Here is a 16,456-nt window from a genome sequence, read left to right as displayed (position 1 = left end):
GCAAACGGCAATCTGCTGACCTGCTCTCAGATCGGCAATCCGAAGGGCTGTGGCGACTGGGAGGGTAACGAGGCGCCGGGCGTGTTCTACACCGACGTCAGCTTCTCCTATAAATTCAAGAACGTCAGCTTGACGGTCGGTGTCGACAATCTGTTCGACAAGGATCCGCCGTTCGTCCAGACCAGCATCCCGACGCTTACCGATGCCGGTTACGACTTCACCGGCCGGTTCATCTACATGAAGACGTCGATCAAGTTCTAAGCCAAGCCGGGGGTGATGCCTGGCTTCGGCCCGGTATCACTCCCGCACGTCCTCGTCTCTTCTTCCTTTGAGGAGTGTGCGATATGGAAATCGACCAGTTGAACGGGATCCTGATCGCGCGCTCGTCCGCCTTCGGCGGCGAAGCGCACAAGATTCTGTGGTACCTGACCGCGCGGCTGGAATTCGATCGATACTCGATCGTCAACATCGGCGAGATATCCTGGGATCTTGGGCTGAAATCCCAAGCCGTGAGCCGGGCGCTGCGCACCTTGATCGATGGGGGGATCGTCGAGCGGGGACCGAGAGTCGGCAAGCGGAATTCCTTTCGCTTCGCCCGAATGGTGGCTGAACGCCGCGTCGCAAACCACAGCCAGCATCAGCCCCTATCCGCGGTCGCGTGAACGAGCACCAGGACCAGTTCGGCCACTCGGATCGGCCAGTTTCACCGCCCTCTTGAGTTCTCGCGCCGACCGCGGCACTCTCGAGGCATTCCAGCCGCGAATCTGGACGCCGAGCGATCGGCAGGAGCGTCATGTCTTTATGTTCGGACGTACCGGCGCGGCTCGTGGTCGCTCCAGGTACCGTGCATCGTATCGCGGCACCGGCCACAGCGCTCTGCCCCGGGCTGACCGTCGGGCTCTACCAGGCAGGTGGCGGTCTGTTCGACTCACCGCCGTCACCGGAACATCGCCTCGTCCTCCATCTCGGCGCGCCGGTCCGCGTGGACTGCCGCGTCGACGGGCTCCACCAGAACCGCATGCAGGTGCACGGCGATCTCGACCTCATTCCGGCCGGGGCGTCCGGTCGGTGGGAGGACGATCGGCCGGCGACCCTTCTGCATTTCCGCGTCACGCAGACCCTGCTGCGGGCTACGGCCGAAGACATGGAGATGAACTCTTCCAACCTCGGTCTCATGCCTCAGCTACAAGCCCGCGACCCCCAGATCGAGCACATCGCCTCGGCGTTGCATTCCACGCTCGCGATCAACATCCCGATGGAGCGCCTGTTCGCGGAAAGCCTTGGAACCGCGCTCATCGCGCGTGTGCTGCGTCGCTTCGCCACGAATGTTCCGGCCGTCGCCAAGGGCGGACTTTCCAAGCGCCAGCTCCAACGCGTCGTGGATTATGTCGAGGGCAATATCGACGAAAGCCTGTCCCTGATCGACCTTGCCGAAGTCGCGGGGGTCAGCGTCTCCCATTTCAAAACCCAGTTCCGCCTGTCGATCGGAATGCCGGTCCACCAATATGTCATCCAGCGCCGGGTGGAGCGCGCCAAGACCCTGATCATGAGGGGTGCTGCCATCAGCCAGGTCGCCCTGGATGCCGGTTTTGCCCATCAAAGCCACCTGGCACGCTGCATGCGCCGCGTGCTCGGCGTTACGCCGATGGAGCTGGCACGGCAAAGCCGATGAGCGGCGTCGCGGTCGGGCCCATGGGGTCGAGCCAGCCCAAACCGACAACGATGTTCGCCCCAGACGGCAGCATGCGGGTCATCACCGCACCAAGCACGCCACTATGCGCCGGTCTCGAGACGAAGCTCTATCACGTCGCCGGCTCTTATTACGATGCGCCGCCTTCGCCCATCAATCGCATGATCCTCCATATCAGCGCTCCGATCCGGGCCACCTGCCGCGTCGCCGGTCGATCTCAGAGCCGCGTGCAGGTTCCGGGCGATATCGACTTGGTTCCGTCCGGAGAATCCGGTGTCTGGGAAGACGACAGACCGGCGACCATGCTGACTTTCTACGTCGCGCCCGCGTTGTTGCGTGCGACGGCCGAAGACATGGGCATGAACACCACCGACATCGCCCTGGCGCCGCAGCTGCAGGCGCGCGACCCGCAGATCGAATATGTCGCGTCCGCCTTCTATGCGGCACTTTCGACGGAAACGCCCATGGAACGACTGTTCGCCGAAAGTCTGGGAACGGCGCTCGTTGCACGGATGCTGCACCGCTTCGCGACGGATGTGCCGCCCCTCAAGGGCGGCCTGTCGAAGCGACAGTTGCAGCGCGTGATCGATCATATCGAAGCCAATATCGATGAGAGCCTGTCGCTCAAAGACCTCGCCACCGTTGCCGGAAGCAGCATCTCGCATTTCAAGGCCCAGTTCCGCCAGTCGATGAGCATGCCGGTCCATCAGTATGTGCTGCGGCGCCGTGTCGAATGCGCGAAGTCCTTGATCATGAAGGGCGGCGCCATCAGCCAGGTGGCCCTGGACGCCGGGTTCGCCCATCAGAGCCACCTGGCGCGCTGCATGCGCCGGCTGCTGGGCGTGTCGCCGATGGAACTCGCCCGGCAGAGCCGGTAGCGCCCGTCAGAAGCGCGGCAGGTCCGGAAACGGCATTTCGCCGTGATGGACATGCATCCGGCCCAGCTCGGCACAACGACGCAATTGCGGGAAGACTTTGCCCGGATTGAGCAGATGTTCCGGATCGAATGCGCATTTGAGCCGCATCTGATGGTCCAGGTCCTGGGCATTGAACATTGCCGGCATCAGGTCGCGCTTCTCCACGCCAACGCCATGCTCTCCGGTCAACACGCCGCCGACCTCGACGCAGAGCCTGAGGATGTCCGATCCGAATGCCTCGCAGCGGTCCAACTCGCCCGGCTGGTTCGCGTCATAAAGGATGAGCGGGTGCAGGTTGCCGTCGCCGGCGTGGAACACGTTGGCGACCCGAAGCCCGTAATGCTTGGACAGCTCCTCCATCCGCGCCAGTACCTCGGCGAGGCGGCGGCGCGGAATCGTCCCGTCCATGCAATAATAGTCCGGCGAGATGCGTCCGACGGCGGGGAACGCCGCCTTGCGGCCCGCCCAGAAGCCGAGCCGTTCCGCCTCGGTCGTGCTGACCCGGCACGAGACCGCGCCGCACGCGCCCGCGATCGCCTCGATCCGCGCCATGTAGGCGTCGATCTCGCATTCGGGGCCGTCGAGCTCGACGATCAGGAGCGCCGCGACGTCGAGCGGATATCCCACCCGGACGAACGCCTCGGCGGCATGGATCGCCGGCTGGTCCATCATCTCCATGCCGGCGGGGATGATGCCGCCGGCAATGACCTGCGCCACGCAGTCGCCGGCGCGCTCGCTCGACGGAAAGCCGATCATCATCGCCTTCAGATGGGACGGCTTCGGCAGGACCCGCACCGTGACCTCGGTCACCACGCCCAGCAGGCCTTCGGAGCCCGTCAGCACGCCCATGAGGTCGTAGCCGCCCGAATCGAGATGCTTGCCACCGATCCGGATCACCTCGCCGCTCATCAGGACGAATTCGAGGCCCAGCACGTTGTTGGTCGTCAGACCGTATTTCAGGCAATGCACACCGCCGGAATTTTCCGCGATGTTGCCGCCGATGGTGCAGGCAATCTGGCTCGACGGATCGGGCGCGTAGTAAAAGCCCGCGTGCTCGACCGCGCGCGTGATACCGAGGTTGGTGACCCCGGGCTGCACGGTCACCGTCCGGTTCGGCAGATCGATGTCGAGCACCTGATTGAGCTTGCCCAGCCCCAGCGTGATCGCGTCGGCCAGCGGCAAGGCGCCGCCCGACAGCGACGTGCCGGCGCCGCGCGGCACGATCTTGATGCCCTCCTGGCGGCAATAGGCGAGAATCGCGGAGACCTCGGCCGTCGAACTGGGCAGCACGGCGATCAACGGCGATTGGCGATAGGCGGTCAGGCCGTCGCTCTCGTAGACGCGCCGCTCGTCCTCCGACGCGATCACCTGCTCGGTCTTCAGGAAGGTCCGCAGATAGGCTGCGATCTCGCGCCGGCGCGCGACGATGGCGGCATCCGGAGTCGGCATCTTCATCAGCGGGTTCCATCCCAGTCGCGGAGCGGCCCTATGATCTCAGTCGAGCGGCCGCGCTGGCAAGGCCGGAGTCGAGTCGTCGGCCCGATTGCCCAAATGGCAAAAGGCCGACGAGCGATTGCCCGTCAGCCTTTTCCCTAGAACGTCTCGAGGCCCGGCCCGATCGGCGGAGCGCCACAGCGCCCGGCCGAGAGGACGGTCCGGCTCAGCCCTGGCGGGCCTTGAAGCGCGGATTGGCCTTGTTGATCACGTAGACGCGACCCTTGCGGCGCACGACACGGCAGTTCTTGTCGCGCTTCTTCAGCGACTTCAGCGAATTCACGATCTTCATGACGAGCCCTGGCGATGCGGCATGGATAAACTTGGAAGTCGCGGAACCTATGGTAAGCCCCTGCTCCTGTCAATCCACCCGATCCCCCTTTCGACGCAAAGCGCTCCTGCGCGCACGGCATCAGCTGACCGAGCCGTAGGTCGAGACGGAATAGAGGCGATAGACCCGCAAAACGCCGCTCTGGAGGGCTGCGACGCGGGCGTTCCACAGCTCCGCCTCCTCGGCAACCGCCTGCTGGTTGCCCCGCGTCATCGCCTTCACATCGTAATTCTGCACGAATTGCGCCCAGCCTTGCGCGACATGGCGCAGAAACAGATCGGTATGATCCTCCGAAATGCGCACGTCGAAGCCACAGGCACTCAGACAGTCGGTATATTCCTTGATGCGCCACGGCATCGGAGCGAAGCGTTCGATGCGGCGCAGTGCCTCGAGGCGCGGATCTTCGAGTTCACCCTCGGCCAGCACGAAATCGACGAAACTGAACTGGCCGCGCGCCTTCAGGCTGCGCATCACCTCGCGGATCAGCCGCTCCTTGGCGACGACCGAGACGGTGAGGTATTCCGCGTAGGCGCAGTCGAAGGCGTGGGGCTTCAGTTCGACGGTTTCCGGATCGTAGGCGGTGACAGGCACCTTCTTGCCCAATCCGGCATCGACCGACATGATCTGGCCCCGCTTGGCGATCTCGGGCGCCCGCTCCATGGCCGTGATGTAGACGTCGAAGAATTGCGAGACATGGCGCGACGGCCCGCCCAAGCCCGCGGTGAGATCCAGCAGGCTCATCGCGGGATTGACGCCGAACGGCTTTACCATGGTCATGACATAATCGACGCCGCCGGGAACGAGGAAGCCCGGTCCCCAGATCTTCTGGGCGAGAGCCAGGCGATCGACCGGTTCTTCGGCGACGTCGACCACCTCCTCCACGACCGCTTCCGTCACCGCCTCGATCGGGACCGCGCGCGGATCGAAGCCGAACCACCAGACCCGCAGCCGGCTGAACAGCAGGCCGTCGATCCCGTCCACGGCCGCGCCGAAGCTGCGGGCCGAAGCGAGGCGCAGGACCGAACCCAGACGCGAGACCGAACCGAGACGCAGGACCGACATGGGCTCCCTCGAGGCCGTGATGAGCGGCCAGCATATCGTGTAAAATCAGATCATGCCTTGGCCGAGATTCCAGGGGCGGTTTCGTCCAGCACGCGGGCAGCGGGGAACCACAGGGTCACGGTCGTGCCCTCGCCGAACACGCTCGCGATGTCGAGCTGGCCGCCATGGAGGCGCATCTGGGCATCGGTGATCGCGAGCCCCAGCCCGGAGCCTTCGTATTTGCGCGACAGATGATTTTCGACCTGCCGGAACGGGTCCCGCACCAGGGCCAGGTCTTCCGGCGCGATGCCGATGCCGGTGTCGGTCACCGACACCTGCAGCCATCCGGGCCGATCGCCGCCGACCGGCGCGATCGCGGCCGCCACCAGGATCGACCCGCCCTCCGGCGTGAACTTGACGGCATTCGACAAAAGATTGAGCACCATCTGCCGAACCTTGAGCATGTCGATCCAGCACAGCGGCAGGCCCGGCTGATAGTCGGTCCGGATCGTGAGCGCGCCCTGAACCGCGCGCGGCGCCATGACGGCGACCTGCCCGTCGATCAACTCGACCAGATCCGCCACCTCCTCGCGCAACTCGGCGTGACCGGCCTCGATCTTCGAAAGATCGAGCACGTCGTTGATCACCTCGAGCAGATGGGCGCCGGAGCCCCGGATGTCCTCGACATATTCCCGCTGTTTGTCGTTGAGCGGCCCGAACACCTCGAGTTTCAGCAATTCCGCGAACCCGATCACCGCGTTCAGCGGCGTGCGCAACTCGTGGCTCATGTTGGCCAGAAACTGGCTCTTCGCCCGGTTGGCGACCTCGGCCTTGTCGCGCGCGGCGGCGAGATCGCCCGCGAGCTTCGTCAAGTCGTCGGCTTGGTGCTGGGCCTGGGCACGCGCTTCCTCCAGCGCCTTGATGGTCTGGGTCAGCTGGTCCTCGTTCAACCGAAGCTGGACTTCATGCTCCTTGATGCCGGTGATGTCGGTGCGCACGCCCACGGTGCCGCCGTCGGACGTGCGTTGCTCCGAGATCTGCAGCCAACGGCCGTCGGCCAGCTGACGCTCGACCGTACTGCCGGCGATGCCGCGATGTTCGGCCACCGTTTCGGCGAGCCAGCCGTCGACGTCTTGGGGCGGCACGCCCAGATACTCGCCCTGTTCCGCTCCGAACCGGATGATCTCCTCCAGGCTCGCGCCCGGCACCATGGCGGGAGCACTGCGCGCATAGATTGCGCGGAACCGGCTGTTGCACATGATCAACCGTTCCTGCGGATCGAACAGGACGAAACCTTCGCTCAAATGCTCGAGCGCATCCTGCAGCAGCGCCTGCGCCCGCCGCTGCCGGCGCAGCAGCGTGACCAGCACCAGCGTGAAGGCGGCGCAGGCCACGGTCCCGAGCAGGAACACGAAGGCCAGCACCCGCGCCTCCTCGTTCCAGCCGCCCAGCGCGTCGGGCAGGTCGATGCCCGCGGATACGGCAAGCGGCCGCACCGGGATCGCCTTCGACGAAACGATGGCGCGGATGCCGTTCAAGGCATCGGGTTCGATGGTCGTGACCACCGCATCGGAGAATGGCTGGGCGAGCCGGTCCGGAGCCACGATCCGCTCGCCGATCCTGCCGTCGCTCGGCGGATCGTTCGCGAGCAGCGTTCCGTCGCTGGCAAACAGCGCAATCTTGGTCGCCTTGCCGGCGTTGAGCTTGTCGTAGAAATCGCTGAACGTGTCGACGGGAACCTCTGCCGCGATACGCCCGGTGAAGCGGCCCCCCTGCAGTATGATCGGCCGGCTCATGAAGATGGACCAGCTTTCGGTGACTTGCGAGCGTGCAGGCCGACCGATGAACAGGGCCTGGGCATCGGGCCCGACCCCATGGGTGTTGGCGAAATCGCGATCGGCGAGCGACCGGGCTTTCCGCAGGATCGACGCGGAATCGTTGATCTGGAAACCCTTGGCGTCGATCAGCAGGATATCCCTGACCGAGAAATTCTGATCGTCGAAAATCCGCAGCAGATCGTGCGCTTGCGGTCCGTCGAGCGGGGCGTCGGCCGGCAGCTTGTCCAGCGCCTCCGCCACGGCCGAGAGCATGGCGTCGATCGAGAGCACGGTGCGTGCCGTGGCGGTTTCGGCCGCGACGGCCAGGCTTCGCGTCGTCGCCTGGGCACTCTCGATCGCGGCATGGCGGCTTCGATCGAGCGTGAAGGCCAGCACCGTGCCGAAGGCGATGACCGCCAGGATGCTGAAGCCGATGATCCCCGCCTCGAGATCGAGCCAGCGATGGGCGCCGCGCCACAGGCGCCGGGATTCCGGAGTGCGGCTCATTGCAAGGCTGCCTCGGCCGTCAGCCCCATGCGCGCGCCGACGGTGCGGTTCCATTGCGCGGCACAGTCCTCGCCGCACCGGGCCGCCCATTTCGGCAGAATGACCGTACGCAGGATCCGATCCAGCAGCTCCCTGTCGTCCGGCGCCTCGGCCACCAGGACCATGTCGCTCTTCACGCCATCGGTGCATTCGTTCCGGCCGGTGTCGCACGCGAAGCCCTGGATGTCCGCATGCTCGGCCTGGTCCCACACGCGCTGTTCGAGCGCCGCCAGTTCGTCGGCGAGGAAGCTCCTCACCTCCGGGGCCAGCGACTGCCAGACGACGCGGTTCGCCAGCACGATCTGGAGCCCCCAGTTGAGCGCCAGGGCGTAGATGTAGTGGGTCGTCCTGGGCAGGCCCAGGGCATTCCCGGTCAGGGTGCCTGTGACGGCGCAGTCGACCAGGCCGTTGGCGAGGGCGCGATCCACGTCCCCCAGCGGCAGCACGATGCCCCGTGCGCCCAGCGCGCCGATCATGCTCGCCTGGATCCCGCTGGCGACCCTGATCCTGCGCCCCGCCAGATCGGAAAGGCGCTCGAAGCGTTCCTTGCAGAACAGCACCTGCTGCGGATAGCTCATCATCGCAAGCGGTTCCAGCCCGTAGCGGGTGCGATAGAGTTCGCTCAGGACCGGGCGATAGGCGGTAAGGTTGGCTCTCATCTCCGCCATCGACGGATTGAGGCCCGGCAGATCGGCCGCGTTGGCCTCCGGATCCTCGCTCGACACCAGCGACAGCGGCAACGTCAGGAAGCTGATGACGCCGAGCCGCGCCATCTGCAGCGCCTCGAAGCCCTTCAGCCCGGTCCGGTCGAACGGGCTCATGTCGGCCGTTACCCGTCCGCCCGAATCGGCGGACAATTGGCGTTTCCAGAACGGTTCCTCGATGTCGCGATATTGCGCGGTCCCGCCCAGCGAGCCCATGACGGTCAGATGGGTCAGCGGAAGCTCGGCCGCCCGCACGCTCGGCACCGACAGCAGCGTCAGCATGAGCATTCCAACGCGCGCGCTGCGTGATCGCATCACCACCGCCCCTTTAAGGACCGGGATTACCGAGGTTCGATGGCCGCCCCCGCGCCCGATCGAACCGAACCATCCTGTAGTTTGAAGCAAAGCCATGAATGCCCGTCTTTACAAGCACTAAACGAGCGTGGAACCCATTGCGCCCTGGCGGCCGGCACCGCAAGCTGCCGCGCTGGCGGAGCAGGCGCCGCCGGACAGGGGGGACTGGGCATGAACTACAGCGCACTGGCGCCGGTTGCCGCGGCTCTTTTCTTGATCGCAATTCCGGGGCGGTCGCTCGGGGCCGACGCCCCGCCCCCGTTCAGAATCGGCATCCTGACCGACGAGTCGGGCACCTATGCGGAGAACGGCGGCACCGGCAACGTCGTGGCGGCACGCCTGGCGATCGCGGACTATGGCGGCAAGGTGCTGGGACGGCCGATCGAATTGCGCGACGCCGACCATAAGAACGATCCCGCCGTCGGTAGCGCCATCCTGCGGGACTGGTTCGACAATGCCGGCGTCGACGTCGTCGCCGGCCTGTCGACGTCGAGCGTCGCACTGGCGGCTCAAGAAATCGGCCGGGCGCGCGGCAAGACGCTGCTGATCGCCGGCGCTCCCGACTCCGATCTCACCGGCAAGGCCTGCGCCGCAACCTCGTCCCATTGGGCCGAGGATACTTATGCGCTGGCCCGCAGCACGACCGAGGCCGTGGTCCAGAGCGGCGGCGACAGCTGGTTCTTCCTGACCGTCGATTATGCGTTCGGCCAAGCCATGGAACGCGACGCGGTCGAGGTCGTGAAAAATCAGGGCGCGCTGGTGCTGGGGCAGATCCGCCATCCGCTCGGGACCACGGATTTCGCCTCCTATCTGGACGCGGCCAGGAAATCCCGCGCGAAGGTCATAGCCCTGGCCGATGCCGGGGCGGATGCGGTCAATGCGATCAAGCAGGCCGATGCCGCCCACCTCGGTGCCGGCGGCCAGTCGTTGGCGGGCCTGCTGATCTACATCACCGATGTGAATGCGATCGGCCTCGCAGCCGCCCAACGGCTGTACGTGACCGAAGGTTTCTACTGGGACCAGAACGACCAGGCCCGCGCCTTCGCCAAGCGGTTCAATGCCGAAGCGCATCACATGCCGACGAAACAGCAAGCCGCGACCTACGCCTCGATCAGCCACTACCTGAAGGCCGCCGACGCCGTCGGAACGATCGATGCTGGACCGGTCAACGCCAAGATGCGCGAGTTGCCCGTCGATTTTTTCGGACGCGCCGGTTCGATCCGGGCCGACGGCCAGGTGGTCTACGATCTGACGCTGTACCAGGTCAAAAGCCCCGCGGAATCCCAGTATCCGTGGGACTTTTACAAAAAGGTGCGGGACATCCCGGCCGCCCGTGCATTCCGCCCGGTCGAGGAGGGTGGCTGCCCACTGGTCAAGCGCTAGCGGGAACCCAAGCCCGCTCCCTCCCGTTTCGATTGCATAAGGTTGCAATCGGAGGAAGCGCCATGAAATCCCAGGAAAAAGTCGGCGGCCTGGAGCGTCGGCCATGAGCGCGCTGTTCCAGACGAAGCCATTGTCCGCCCTCACCGAAGCCGGCGACGGCAAACGGACGCTCAAAAGAACGCTCGGACCTTGGAGCCTGATCGCGCTCGGCATCGGCTGCATCATCGGTGCCGGCCTGTTCTCGCTGACCGGTATCGCCGCGGCGGAGAATGCCGGCCCGGCGGTGGTCCTCTCGTTCATCGTCGCGGCCATCGGCTGCGCCTTCGCGGGCATGTGCTACAGCGAGCTCGCCAGCATGCTGCCGGTCGCCGGCAGCGCCTATACCTACGCCTACGCCACCATGGGCGAACTGGTCGCCTGGATCATCGGCTGGGATCTGGTGCTGGAATATGCGGTCGGCGCCGCCACGGTCTCGGTCAGTTGGTCGCGCTACGTCGTGTCGCTGCTGCACGACTGGGGGCTCAACCTGCCGGCCCGCTTCGTCATCTCGCCGTTCGATACGGTCAAGCTCGCCGACGGCACGACGATCGCCGGACTGGTCAACCTGCCGGCCATCCTGATCATTGCCGCGATCTCGCTGCTGATGCGCGGCATCGAGGAATCCTCGCGCGTCAACAGCGTCATCGTGGTCGTCAAGGTCGCGGTCGTGCTGGCCGTGGTGGCGGCCGGTGCCGCTTACGTCAAGACGCAGAACTACCAGCCGTTCATCCCGCCCAATACCGGCACCTTCGGCGAATACGGCTGGTCCGGCATCATGCGCGGGGCCGGCGTGATCTTCTTCGCCTATATCGGTTTCGATGCCGTCTCGACCGCGGCCCAGGAGGCAAAAAATCCGCAGCGCGACATGGCGATCGGCATTCTGGGCTCGCTCGTCATCTGCACCGTCCTGTACGTCGCCTTCGCCCTCGTGCTGACCGGGCTGGTCAATTTCCATGACATGAAGGGCGATGCGGCACCCGTGGCGACCGCAATCGACCAGACGCCGTTCCGCTGGCTGCAGGTCGCAGTCAAGCTCGGCATCATCGGCGGCTTCACCTCGGTCATGCTGGTGCTGCTCCTGGGACAAAGCCGCGTGTTCTATTCGATGTCCCACGACCGCCTGGTCCCGAAGCTGTTCTCGGAGATCCATCCGGAATGGCAGACGCCCTGGCGCTCGAACCTGACGTTCATGGTCTTCACCGGCGCGCTGGGCGGCTTCGTGCCGATCAGCAAGCTCGGTCACATGACGTCGATCGGAACCCTGCTCGCTTTCGTCATCGTCTGTGCCGGCGTCATGATCCTGCGCCGGACCAATCCCGAGCAGGAGCGCGGCTATCGCACGCCCTGGGTCCCGCTCGTGCCGATCCTCGGCATTCTCACCTGCCTCGCCATGATGGTCTCGCTCGATGTCGAGACCTGGTACCGGCTCGGCATCTGGCTGGTCGTCGGCCTGGCAATCTATTTCAGCTATGGCCGCCGCCACAGCCGGGTCGCCAAGCAGGCGGCGCGCGAGGAGCGCGGCTGACACGCCGTGCATTGCCGGATGAGCCTTGAGCATACGGGCCCCTCGTGGGCTGCTTGGCTGTGGATCGATGGAGGATGCTAGGTTGCGAGGTAATTTGTCGCAGCCTGGCGTCCCCATGACCGAAAGCACCGTCCCGATCGCGAAAGCCGGTCCTGCCGCATCCATCGCGCCGGATCGGGCGATGACACGCCAGGTCGACGACCCGGTTCGCGGCATCCTGCTGATCGTCGCGGCCATGGTGTTCTTCTCCATGTCCGACGCCTGCTCGAAGCTGCTGGGCCAGGTGCTGCCGCCGATCGAGGTGGTGTGGCTGCGCTATAGCGGCTTTACGCTGCTGATGCTGCCGGCCCTGCTGCGACGGCCGGCGCTGTTCCGCTCCGCCGCTCCGGTGCTGCAGATCGGCCGCGGTCTGGGTCTGCTGGGATCGGCGCTGTTCTTCACCGCCGGCCTGCGCTACCTCGCCATGGCCGATGCCACGGCGACCAGTTTCGTCTCGCCCCTGTTCATCACAGCGCTGTCGATCCCGGTGCTGGGCGAGAAGGTCGGCCTACGCCGCTGGAGCGCGATTTTCGTCGGATTGATCGGCGTGCTGATCGTGGTCCGGCCCGGTACGAGCGCGTTCAACCCGGCCTCGGCCCTGCCCCTGCTGTCGTCGGTCAGCTGGGCCTGCGGCATCGTGCTGACCCGCAAGATGAGCCACAGCAATGACGGCATGGTGACGACGCTGGGCTATGCCGCCCTGACCGGCTTCGTCGTGACCAGCGCGATGCTCCCGTTCGTGTGGGAGGCACCCAGCTGGCGGGCAGTCGCCATCGGCGGTTTCATGGCCTGCGTCTCGACCGCCGCGCAATGGCTGGTCGTTCAAGGATACCGTCGCGCCAATGCTTCGGTCCTGGCGCCGTTTTCCTACACGCAGCTGGTCTGGTCGAGCCTGGCCGGTTTCCTGCTGTTCAGCATGATCCCCGACCTGATGACGCTGGTCGGCGCCGCGGTGATCATTGCCAGCGGCCTCTATACCGCCCATCGCGAGCGCATCGTCGCGCGCCGCCGTCTGATGGGACTGGCCTGAAAGAAAGAGGGCAGCCTCGCGGCCGCCCCCTTGTTCAGCGGATCGGGAAGAACAGGCTGATGCCCGGCGACGCCTGCTGCTGCGGGTAATAGACCGGCGGCGGCGGTGCGTAATAACCGCGGCCGCGCCACTCGCGATGATGATCGTAGTGACGCTCGCGGTGGTAGCGGTCGTAGCGGTCGTAAGCATGCGCGGCCGGTGCCGCTATCGTCACCGCGGCCATCGGCGCCAGCGCCAGAACGAGCGCCAGTCGGCGCCATCCCTTCGTGATCGTGCTCATGTCGCCACTCCTTTCAGAGGGTGGATCGCTTTTGGAAGAAGCCGGTGATCGCCGAAGCGACTACTTCTTCTTCGCGCCGTCCATCTTGCCGTGGCGGGTATGCTCGAACATGGTGTCGGCGTTCTTCTTCTGCGCGGGCGACAGGCTGTCGTAGACCGGCTGGAACGCGCCGGCGAGCTTCTGCGCGCCGTCGGCATGGACCTGGGCCACCTTGGCGTAGGACTTCAGATCGCCGATCGCGTCGAGATCCTTGTTGGCCTCGCGGTCCTGGATCGCCGATTCCATGGCCTCGCCATTCTCGCGCATGACCTGAGCAAAGGTTTCCCACGTCGCGTTCTGCGCGTCGGTGATCATCAGCTTCTTCTTGAGCTCGGCGATATGAGACTCGACGGCGGCCGAATGTTTCTCAGCCTTGGCGGCAGCGGCCGGTGCGGCGGCGGGAGCGCTCGCCGCCGGGGCAGCGGCAGGCGTGGTCTGGGCCAGGGCCGGCAGAGCGACGGCAAAGCTGCTCAACAGAGCCGCGGCAGCGACCGCTCGGGTCGCGGGACGAAATGCTTGGAACATTTTTAGACCCACTTTTCGTTGTGATTTCGGCAGCGGCGGGTAAAGCCGCTGCATCACCAACGCGCGGCGTCGCGGATCATCCCATTCGAGGGTCAGAGCCCCAAAAATGGCCCATAGAGCCGCACCAGCCAGATCGCGATGGCCAGTGCGGGACCGAACGGCAATTCGGCCGGCCCGGCCATCGGCCGGCCGTCGTCCCGGCTGGCGGGTCGGGTCGCGACGAACCACAGGATGCCGGCCAGCGCAGCGCCCAGCACCACGTCGCCCAGCCCCTGCCAGCCGATCCAGGCACCGGCGACCGCCAGCAGCTTCGCGTCGCCGCCGCCCAGCCCGTCGCGACCGCGCACCCGGCGATAGACGAGGGCGACGAGCCGAAACACCAGGTATCCCACCGCGGCGCCGGCTGCGGCATCGACGATCGGCGGCCATTCCAGCAGCCAGGCGGCACCGAGCCCGGCGAGGATCAGCGGCAGGGTCAGCACGTCGGGCAGCAGCAGGTGTTCCGCATCGATCCAGGCCAGCGTCAGCAACCCCCAACCCAGCAGGCAGTCGAGCCACAGCGCCGCGCCGGCATCGAGCGTCCCGGCCCAGACCGCGACCGCCAGCGCCGCCAACTCGACCAATGGATAGAACTCGCCGATCGGCGCACCGCAGTGGCGGCAGCGCCCGCGCGCCAGCAGCCAGCTCAGCAGCGGCACAAGGTCGCGAGGGCCGAGCGGCGTGCCGCAATGGTCGCAGCGCGACCGCGCGTTGCCGACCGGCAGATCGGCCGGCAGACGCCGGATCAGCACGCCGAGGAAGCTGCCGATGAACGGTGCCAGCAGATAGACGACCCAGTCCGGAACCACGGACACCTCCAAGGACGGTGGATGACATGCGCTTTCCGCTTGCCACCGGTCCCGTCCTCTACACAGTCTGAGGCCCCTTGGACAATCTGCTTGGCGCCCATTGCCGATGACCGACCTCGCTGAGCGTTCTTCCCAGGCCCCCGATCCGACCGGCACCGCCGCCGATCCGCTGGAAGCCTTGAGCGTCGTGCTGCTCGAGCGCGGGCTGATCGACGACAAGACGCTGGAGCGTGCGCGCCGCGTCGCGGGCGAAACGGGGCAGCGGCTCGACGCGGTGCTGACCCAGCTGGGCCTGGTCTCGGAACGCGGCCTCGCCGAATCGCTGGCCGCCTATCTGGGCCTGCCGCTCGTCACCGCCGATCGCTATCCGGATGCCCCGCTGCTGGTCGACCGACTGAAGGCCCGTTTCCTGCGCAAGGCCCACGCCTTGCCGATCGCGGTCGAGCCCGACCGGGTGATCCTGGCCATGGCCGATCCGCTCGATCCCTTCACCCGCAGCGCCGTCGCGGCCGCGACCGGTCGGGCCGTCGCGGTCGAGATCGCCCTGCCGATCGAGCTGGACGCGGCGCTCAACCGGCTTTACCCGGAGGCCGGTGGCAATGCCGCCGCCGACCCGTCGAACGGCGCCACGGACGAGCCGCTTGAAGAGGATGCCGAACGGCTCAAGGATCTGGCGAGCGAGGCGCCGGTCATCCGGCTGGTCAACCAGATGATCGCCCGTGCCGTCGAGACCCAGGCGTCGGACATCCATATCGAGCCGTTCGAGGATCGGCTGCGTGTGCGCTACCGCTATGACGGCGTGCTGCACGAGGCCGAATCGCCGGCGACCCGCCTCACCCCGGCGATCACTTCGCGCATCAAGATCATGGCGCGGCTCGACATCGCCGAGCGGCGCCTGCCCCAGGATGGCCGCCTGAAACTGGCCGTGCGCGGCCAGGAGGTGGACTTCCGCGTCTCGACCATTCCCTCGCTCTATGGCGAAACCGTCGTGCTGCGCGTGCTGGACCGCACCGCCGTCGAGTTCGACTATGGCAAGATCGGCCTGCCCCCGTCGTTGACGGCGAACCTGCAGCGGCTGCTCGACCTGCCGAACGGCATGGTGCTGGTCACCGGCCCGACCGGCAGCGGCAAGACCACCACGCTTTACACCGGCCTGCTGAACCTCAATTCGATCGCCCGCAAGATCGTCACGGTCGAGGATCCGATCGAATTCCAGCTGAGCGGCATCAACCAGATCCAGGTCAAGCCGCAGATCGGCCTGACCTTCGCGCAATTGCTGCGCTCGATCCTGCGCCAGGATCCGGACGTGATCATGATCGGCGAAATCCGCGATCTCGAGACCGCGCAGATCGCGGTGCAGGCATCGCTGACCGGCCATCTCGTGCTGTCGACCCTGCACACCAATTCCGCCGCCGCGACCGTCACCCGGCTGCGCGACATGGGGCTGGAAGATTATCTGATCACCGCCGTCGTCAAGGGCGTGCTGGCCCAGCGCCTGGTGCGGCGGCTGTGCCCGCATTGCAAGCGTCCGGTCGAGGCGCCCGCCGAACTGATCGAGCGGTTCGGGCTCGACCGTCGCACGGCGACGCGCCCGATCCTGCTGCATCATGCCGTCGGCTGCCCGCAATGTCGCGGCACCGGCTATCGCGGCCGGCAGGCCATCGCCGAGTTGCTGATCCCGAACGACGAGATCGAGCGGTTGATCTTCGCGCGCGCCGACCATGGCGCCATCGAGCGCGCGGCCATCGCCGGCGGCATGCATTCGATGTTCGACGCCGGCATTGATGCGGCACTCGCCGGCATCACGACCGTAGAAGAGGTCGTGCGGTCGATCCGGGCCGAGGGCTGACGATC

At 66.2% G+C, this 16,456-nt stretch carries 16 protein-coding genes; 8 read left to right on the top strand and 8 right to left on the bottom strand.

Going from position 1 to position 16,456, the window contains the following annotated elements:
• The 4 genes from VGV37_RS03415 to VGV37_RS03400 all read left to right on the top strand — a co-directional run.
• Positions 1 to 261 (top strand): hypothetical protein (locus VGV37_RS03415; protein WP_326878210.1); only part of this gene is annotated, 261 nt, incomplete at its 5' end.
• 83 nt (positions 262 to 344) lie between these two features.
• Complete coding sequence (locus VGV37_RS03410) at positions 345 to 662, top strand: hypothetical protein (protein ID WP_326878209.1); 318 nt, start codon at positions 345 to 347, stop codon at positions 660 to 662.
• Between the two features lie 131 nt (positions 663 to 793).
• Positions 794 to 1,672, top strand: a complete 879-nt coding sequence (locus VGV37_RS03405; protein WP_326878208.1) for an AraC family transcriptional regulator — start codon at positions 794 to 796, stop codon at positions 1,670 to 1,672.
• On the top strand, positions 1,669 to 2,568 hold the full coding sequence (locus VGV37_RS03400; RefSeq protein WP_326878207.1) for an AraC family transcriptional regulator: 900 nt from the start codon (positions 1,669 to 1,671) through the stop codon (positions 2,566 to 2,568). The genes VGV37_RS03405 and VGV37_RS03400 overlap by 4 nt, the downstream gene beginning before the upstream one ends.
• 6 nt (positions 2,569 to 2,574) lie before the next feature.
• Here the strand turns inward: VGV37_RS03400 and VGV37_RS03395 are convergent, their stop codons facing one another.
• The 5 genes from VGV37_RS03395 to VGV37_RS03375 all read right to left on the bottom strand — a co-directional run bounded on the left by VGV37_RS03395 (position 2,575) and on the right by VGV37_RS03375 (position 8,822).
• The gene (locus VGV37_RS03395) at positions 2,575 to 4,062 is read right to left on the bottom strand and encodes an FAD-linked oxidase C-terminal domain-containing protein (protein ID WP_326878206.1); all 1,488 of its coding nucleotides are present in this window, start codon (positions 4,060 to 4,062) and stop codon (positions 2,575 to 2,577) included.
• A 205-nt stretch (positions 4,063 to 4,267) separates the two neighbouring features.
• Positions 4,268 to 4,393 carry a type B 50S ribosomal protein L36 gene (ykgO, locus tag VGV37_RS03390; protein WP_326878205.1) on the bottom strand — a complete coding sequence of 42 codons (126 nt, stop codon included), beginning with the start codon at positions 4,391 to 4,393 and terminating at the stop codon, positions 4,268 to 4,270.
• Between the two features lie 120 nt (positions 4,394 to 4,513).
• Positions 4,514 to 5,494 (bottom strand): methyltransferase domain-containing protein, encoded by a 981-nt coding sequence (locus tag VGV37_RS03385; RefSeq protein ID WP_326878204.1) that lies wholly within the window; start codon positions 5,492 to 5,494, stop codon positions 4,514 to 4,516.
• 50 nt (positions 5,495 to 5,544) lie between these two features.
• Positions 5,545 to 7,797 carry an ATP-binding protein gene (locus VGV37_RS03380; protein WP_326878203.1) on the bottom strand — a complete coding sequence of 751 codons (2,253 nt, stop codon included), beginning with the start codon at positions 7,795 to 7,797 and terminating at the stop codon, positions 5,545 to 5,547.
• The gene (locus VGV37_RS03375) at positions 7,794 to 8,822 is read right to left on the bottom strand and encodes a TRAP transporter substrate-binding protein (protein WP_326878202.1); all 1,029 of its coding nucleotides are present in this window, start codon (positions 8,820 to 8,822) and stop codon (positions 7,794 to 7,796) included. The genes VGV37_RS03380 and VGV37_RS03375 overlap by 4 nt, the downstream gene beginning before the upstream one ends.
• A gap of 243 nt (positions 8,823 to 9,065) precedes the next feature.
• On the opposite strand from VGV37_RS03375, the gene VGV37_RS03370 reads away from it, so the two are divergent.
• The 3 genes from VGV37_RS03370 to VGV37_RS03360 all read left to right on the top strand — a co-directional run bounded on the left by VGV37_RS03370 (position 9,066) and on the right by VGV37_RS03360 (position 12,910).
• Positions 9,066 to 10,277 (top strand): ABC transporter substrate-binding protein, encoded by a 1,212-nt coding sequence (locus VGV37_RS03370; protein ID WP_326878201.1) that lies wholly within the window; start codon positions 9,066 to 9,068, stop codon positions 10,275 to 10,277.
• Positions 10,278 to 10,380: 103 nt separating this feature from the next.
• Positions 10,381 to 11,841: an amino acid permease gene (locus VGV37_RS03365; RefSeq protein WP_326878200.1), complete on the top strand. Its 1,461-nt coding sequence runs from the start codon at positions 10,381 to 10,383 to the stop codon at positions 11,839 to 11,841.
• A 115-nt stretch (positions 11,842 to 11,956) separates the two neighbouring features.
• A complete protein-coding gene (locus tag VGV37_RS03360; protein WP_326878199.1) occupies positions 11,957 to 12,910 on the top strand; it encodes a DMT family transporter in 954 nt (317 codons plus the stop codon).
• 34 nt (positions 12,911 to 12,944) lie between these two features.
• Here VGV37_RS03360 and VGV37_RS03355 read toward each other — a convergent pair whose 3' ends face one another.
• Genes VGV37_RS03355 through VGV37_RS03345 form a run of 3 tightly spaced genes read right to left on the bottom strand, consistent with a single transcriptional unit; the run spans position 12,945 to position 14,602 of the window.
• Positions 12,945 to 13,190, bottom strand: coding sequence for a hypothetical protein (locus VGV37_RS03355; protein ID WP_326878198.1), 246 nt, complete (start codon positions 13,188 to 13,190; stop codon positions 12,945 to 12,947).
• Positions 13,191 to 13,250: 60 nt separating this feature from the next.
• Complete coding sequence (locus VGV37_RS03350; RefSeq protein ID WP_326878211.1) at positions 13,251 to 13,808, bottom strand: Spy/CpxP family protein refolding chaperone; 558 nt, start codon at positions 13,806 to 13,808, stop codon at positions 13,251 to 13,253.
• A gap of 38 nt (positions 13,809 to 13,846) precedes the next feature.
• Positions 13,847 to 14,602: an A24 family peptidase gene (locus VGV37_RS03345; RefSeq protein WP_326878197.1), complete on the bottom strand. Its 756-nt coding sequence runs from the start codon at positions 14,600 to 14,602 to the stop codon at positions 13,847 to 13,849.
• A 106-nt stretch (positions 14,603 to 14,708) separates the two neighbouring features.
• Here VGV37_RS03345 and VGV37_RS03340 point away from each other — a divergent pair, with 106 nt between their 5' ends.
• Positions 14,709 to 16,451: a GspE/PulE family protein gene (locus VGV37_RS03340; RefSeq protein ID WP_326878196.1), complete on the top strand. Its 1,743-nt coding sequence runs from the start codon at positions 14,709 to 14,711 to the stop codon at positions 16,449 to 16,451.
• Positions 16,452 to 16,456: the final 5 nt, after the last annotated feature.

Source organism: Aliidongia sp. (genome assembly GCF_035943795.1).
In the GTDB taxonomy this organism is placed as follows: domain Bacteria; phylum Pseudomonadota; class Alphaproteobacteria; order ATCC43930; family CGMCC-115725; genus Aliidongia.
Note: the sequence above shows the minus strand (reverse complement) of the source record. Positions and strands in the feature narration are given on the sequence as shown.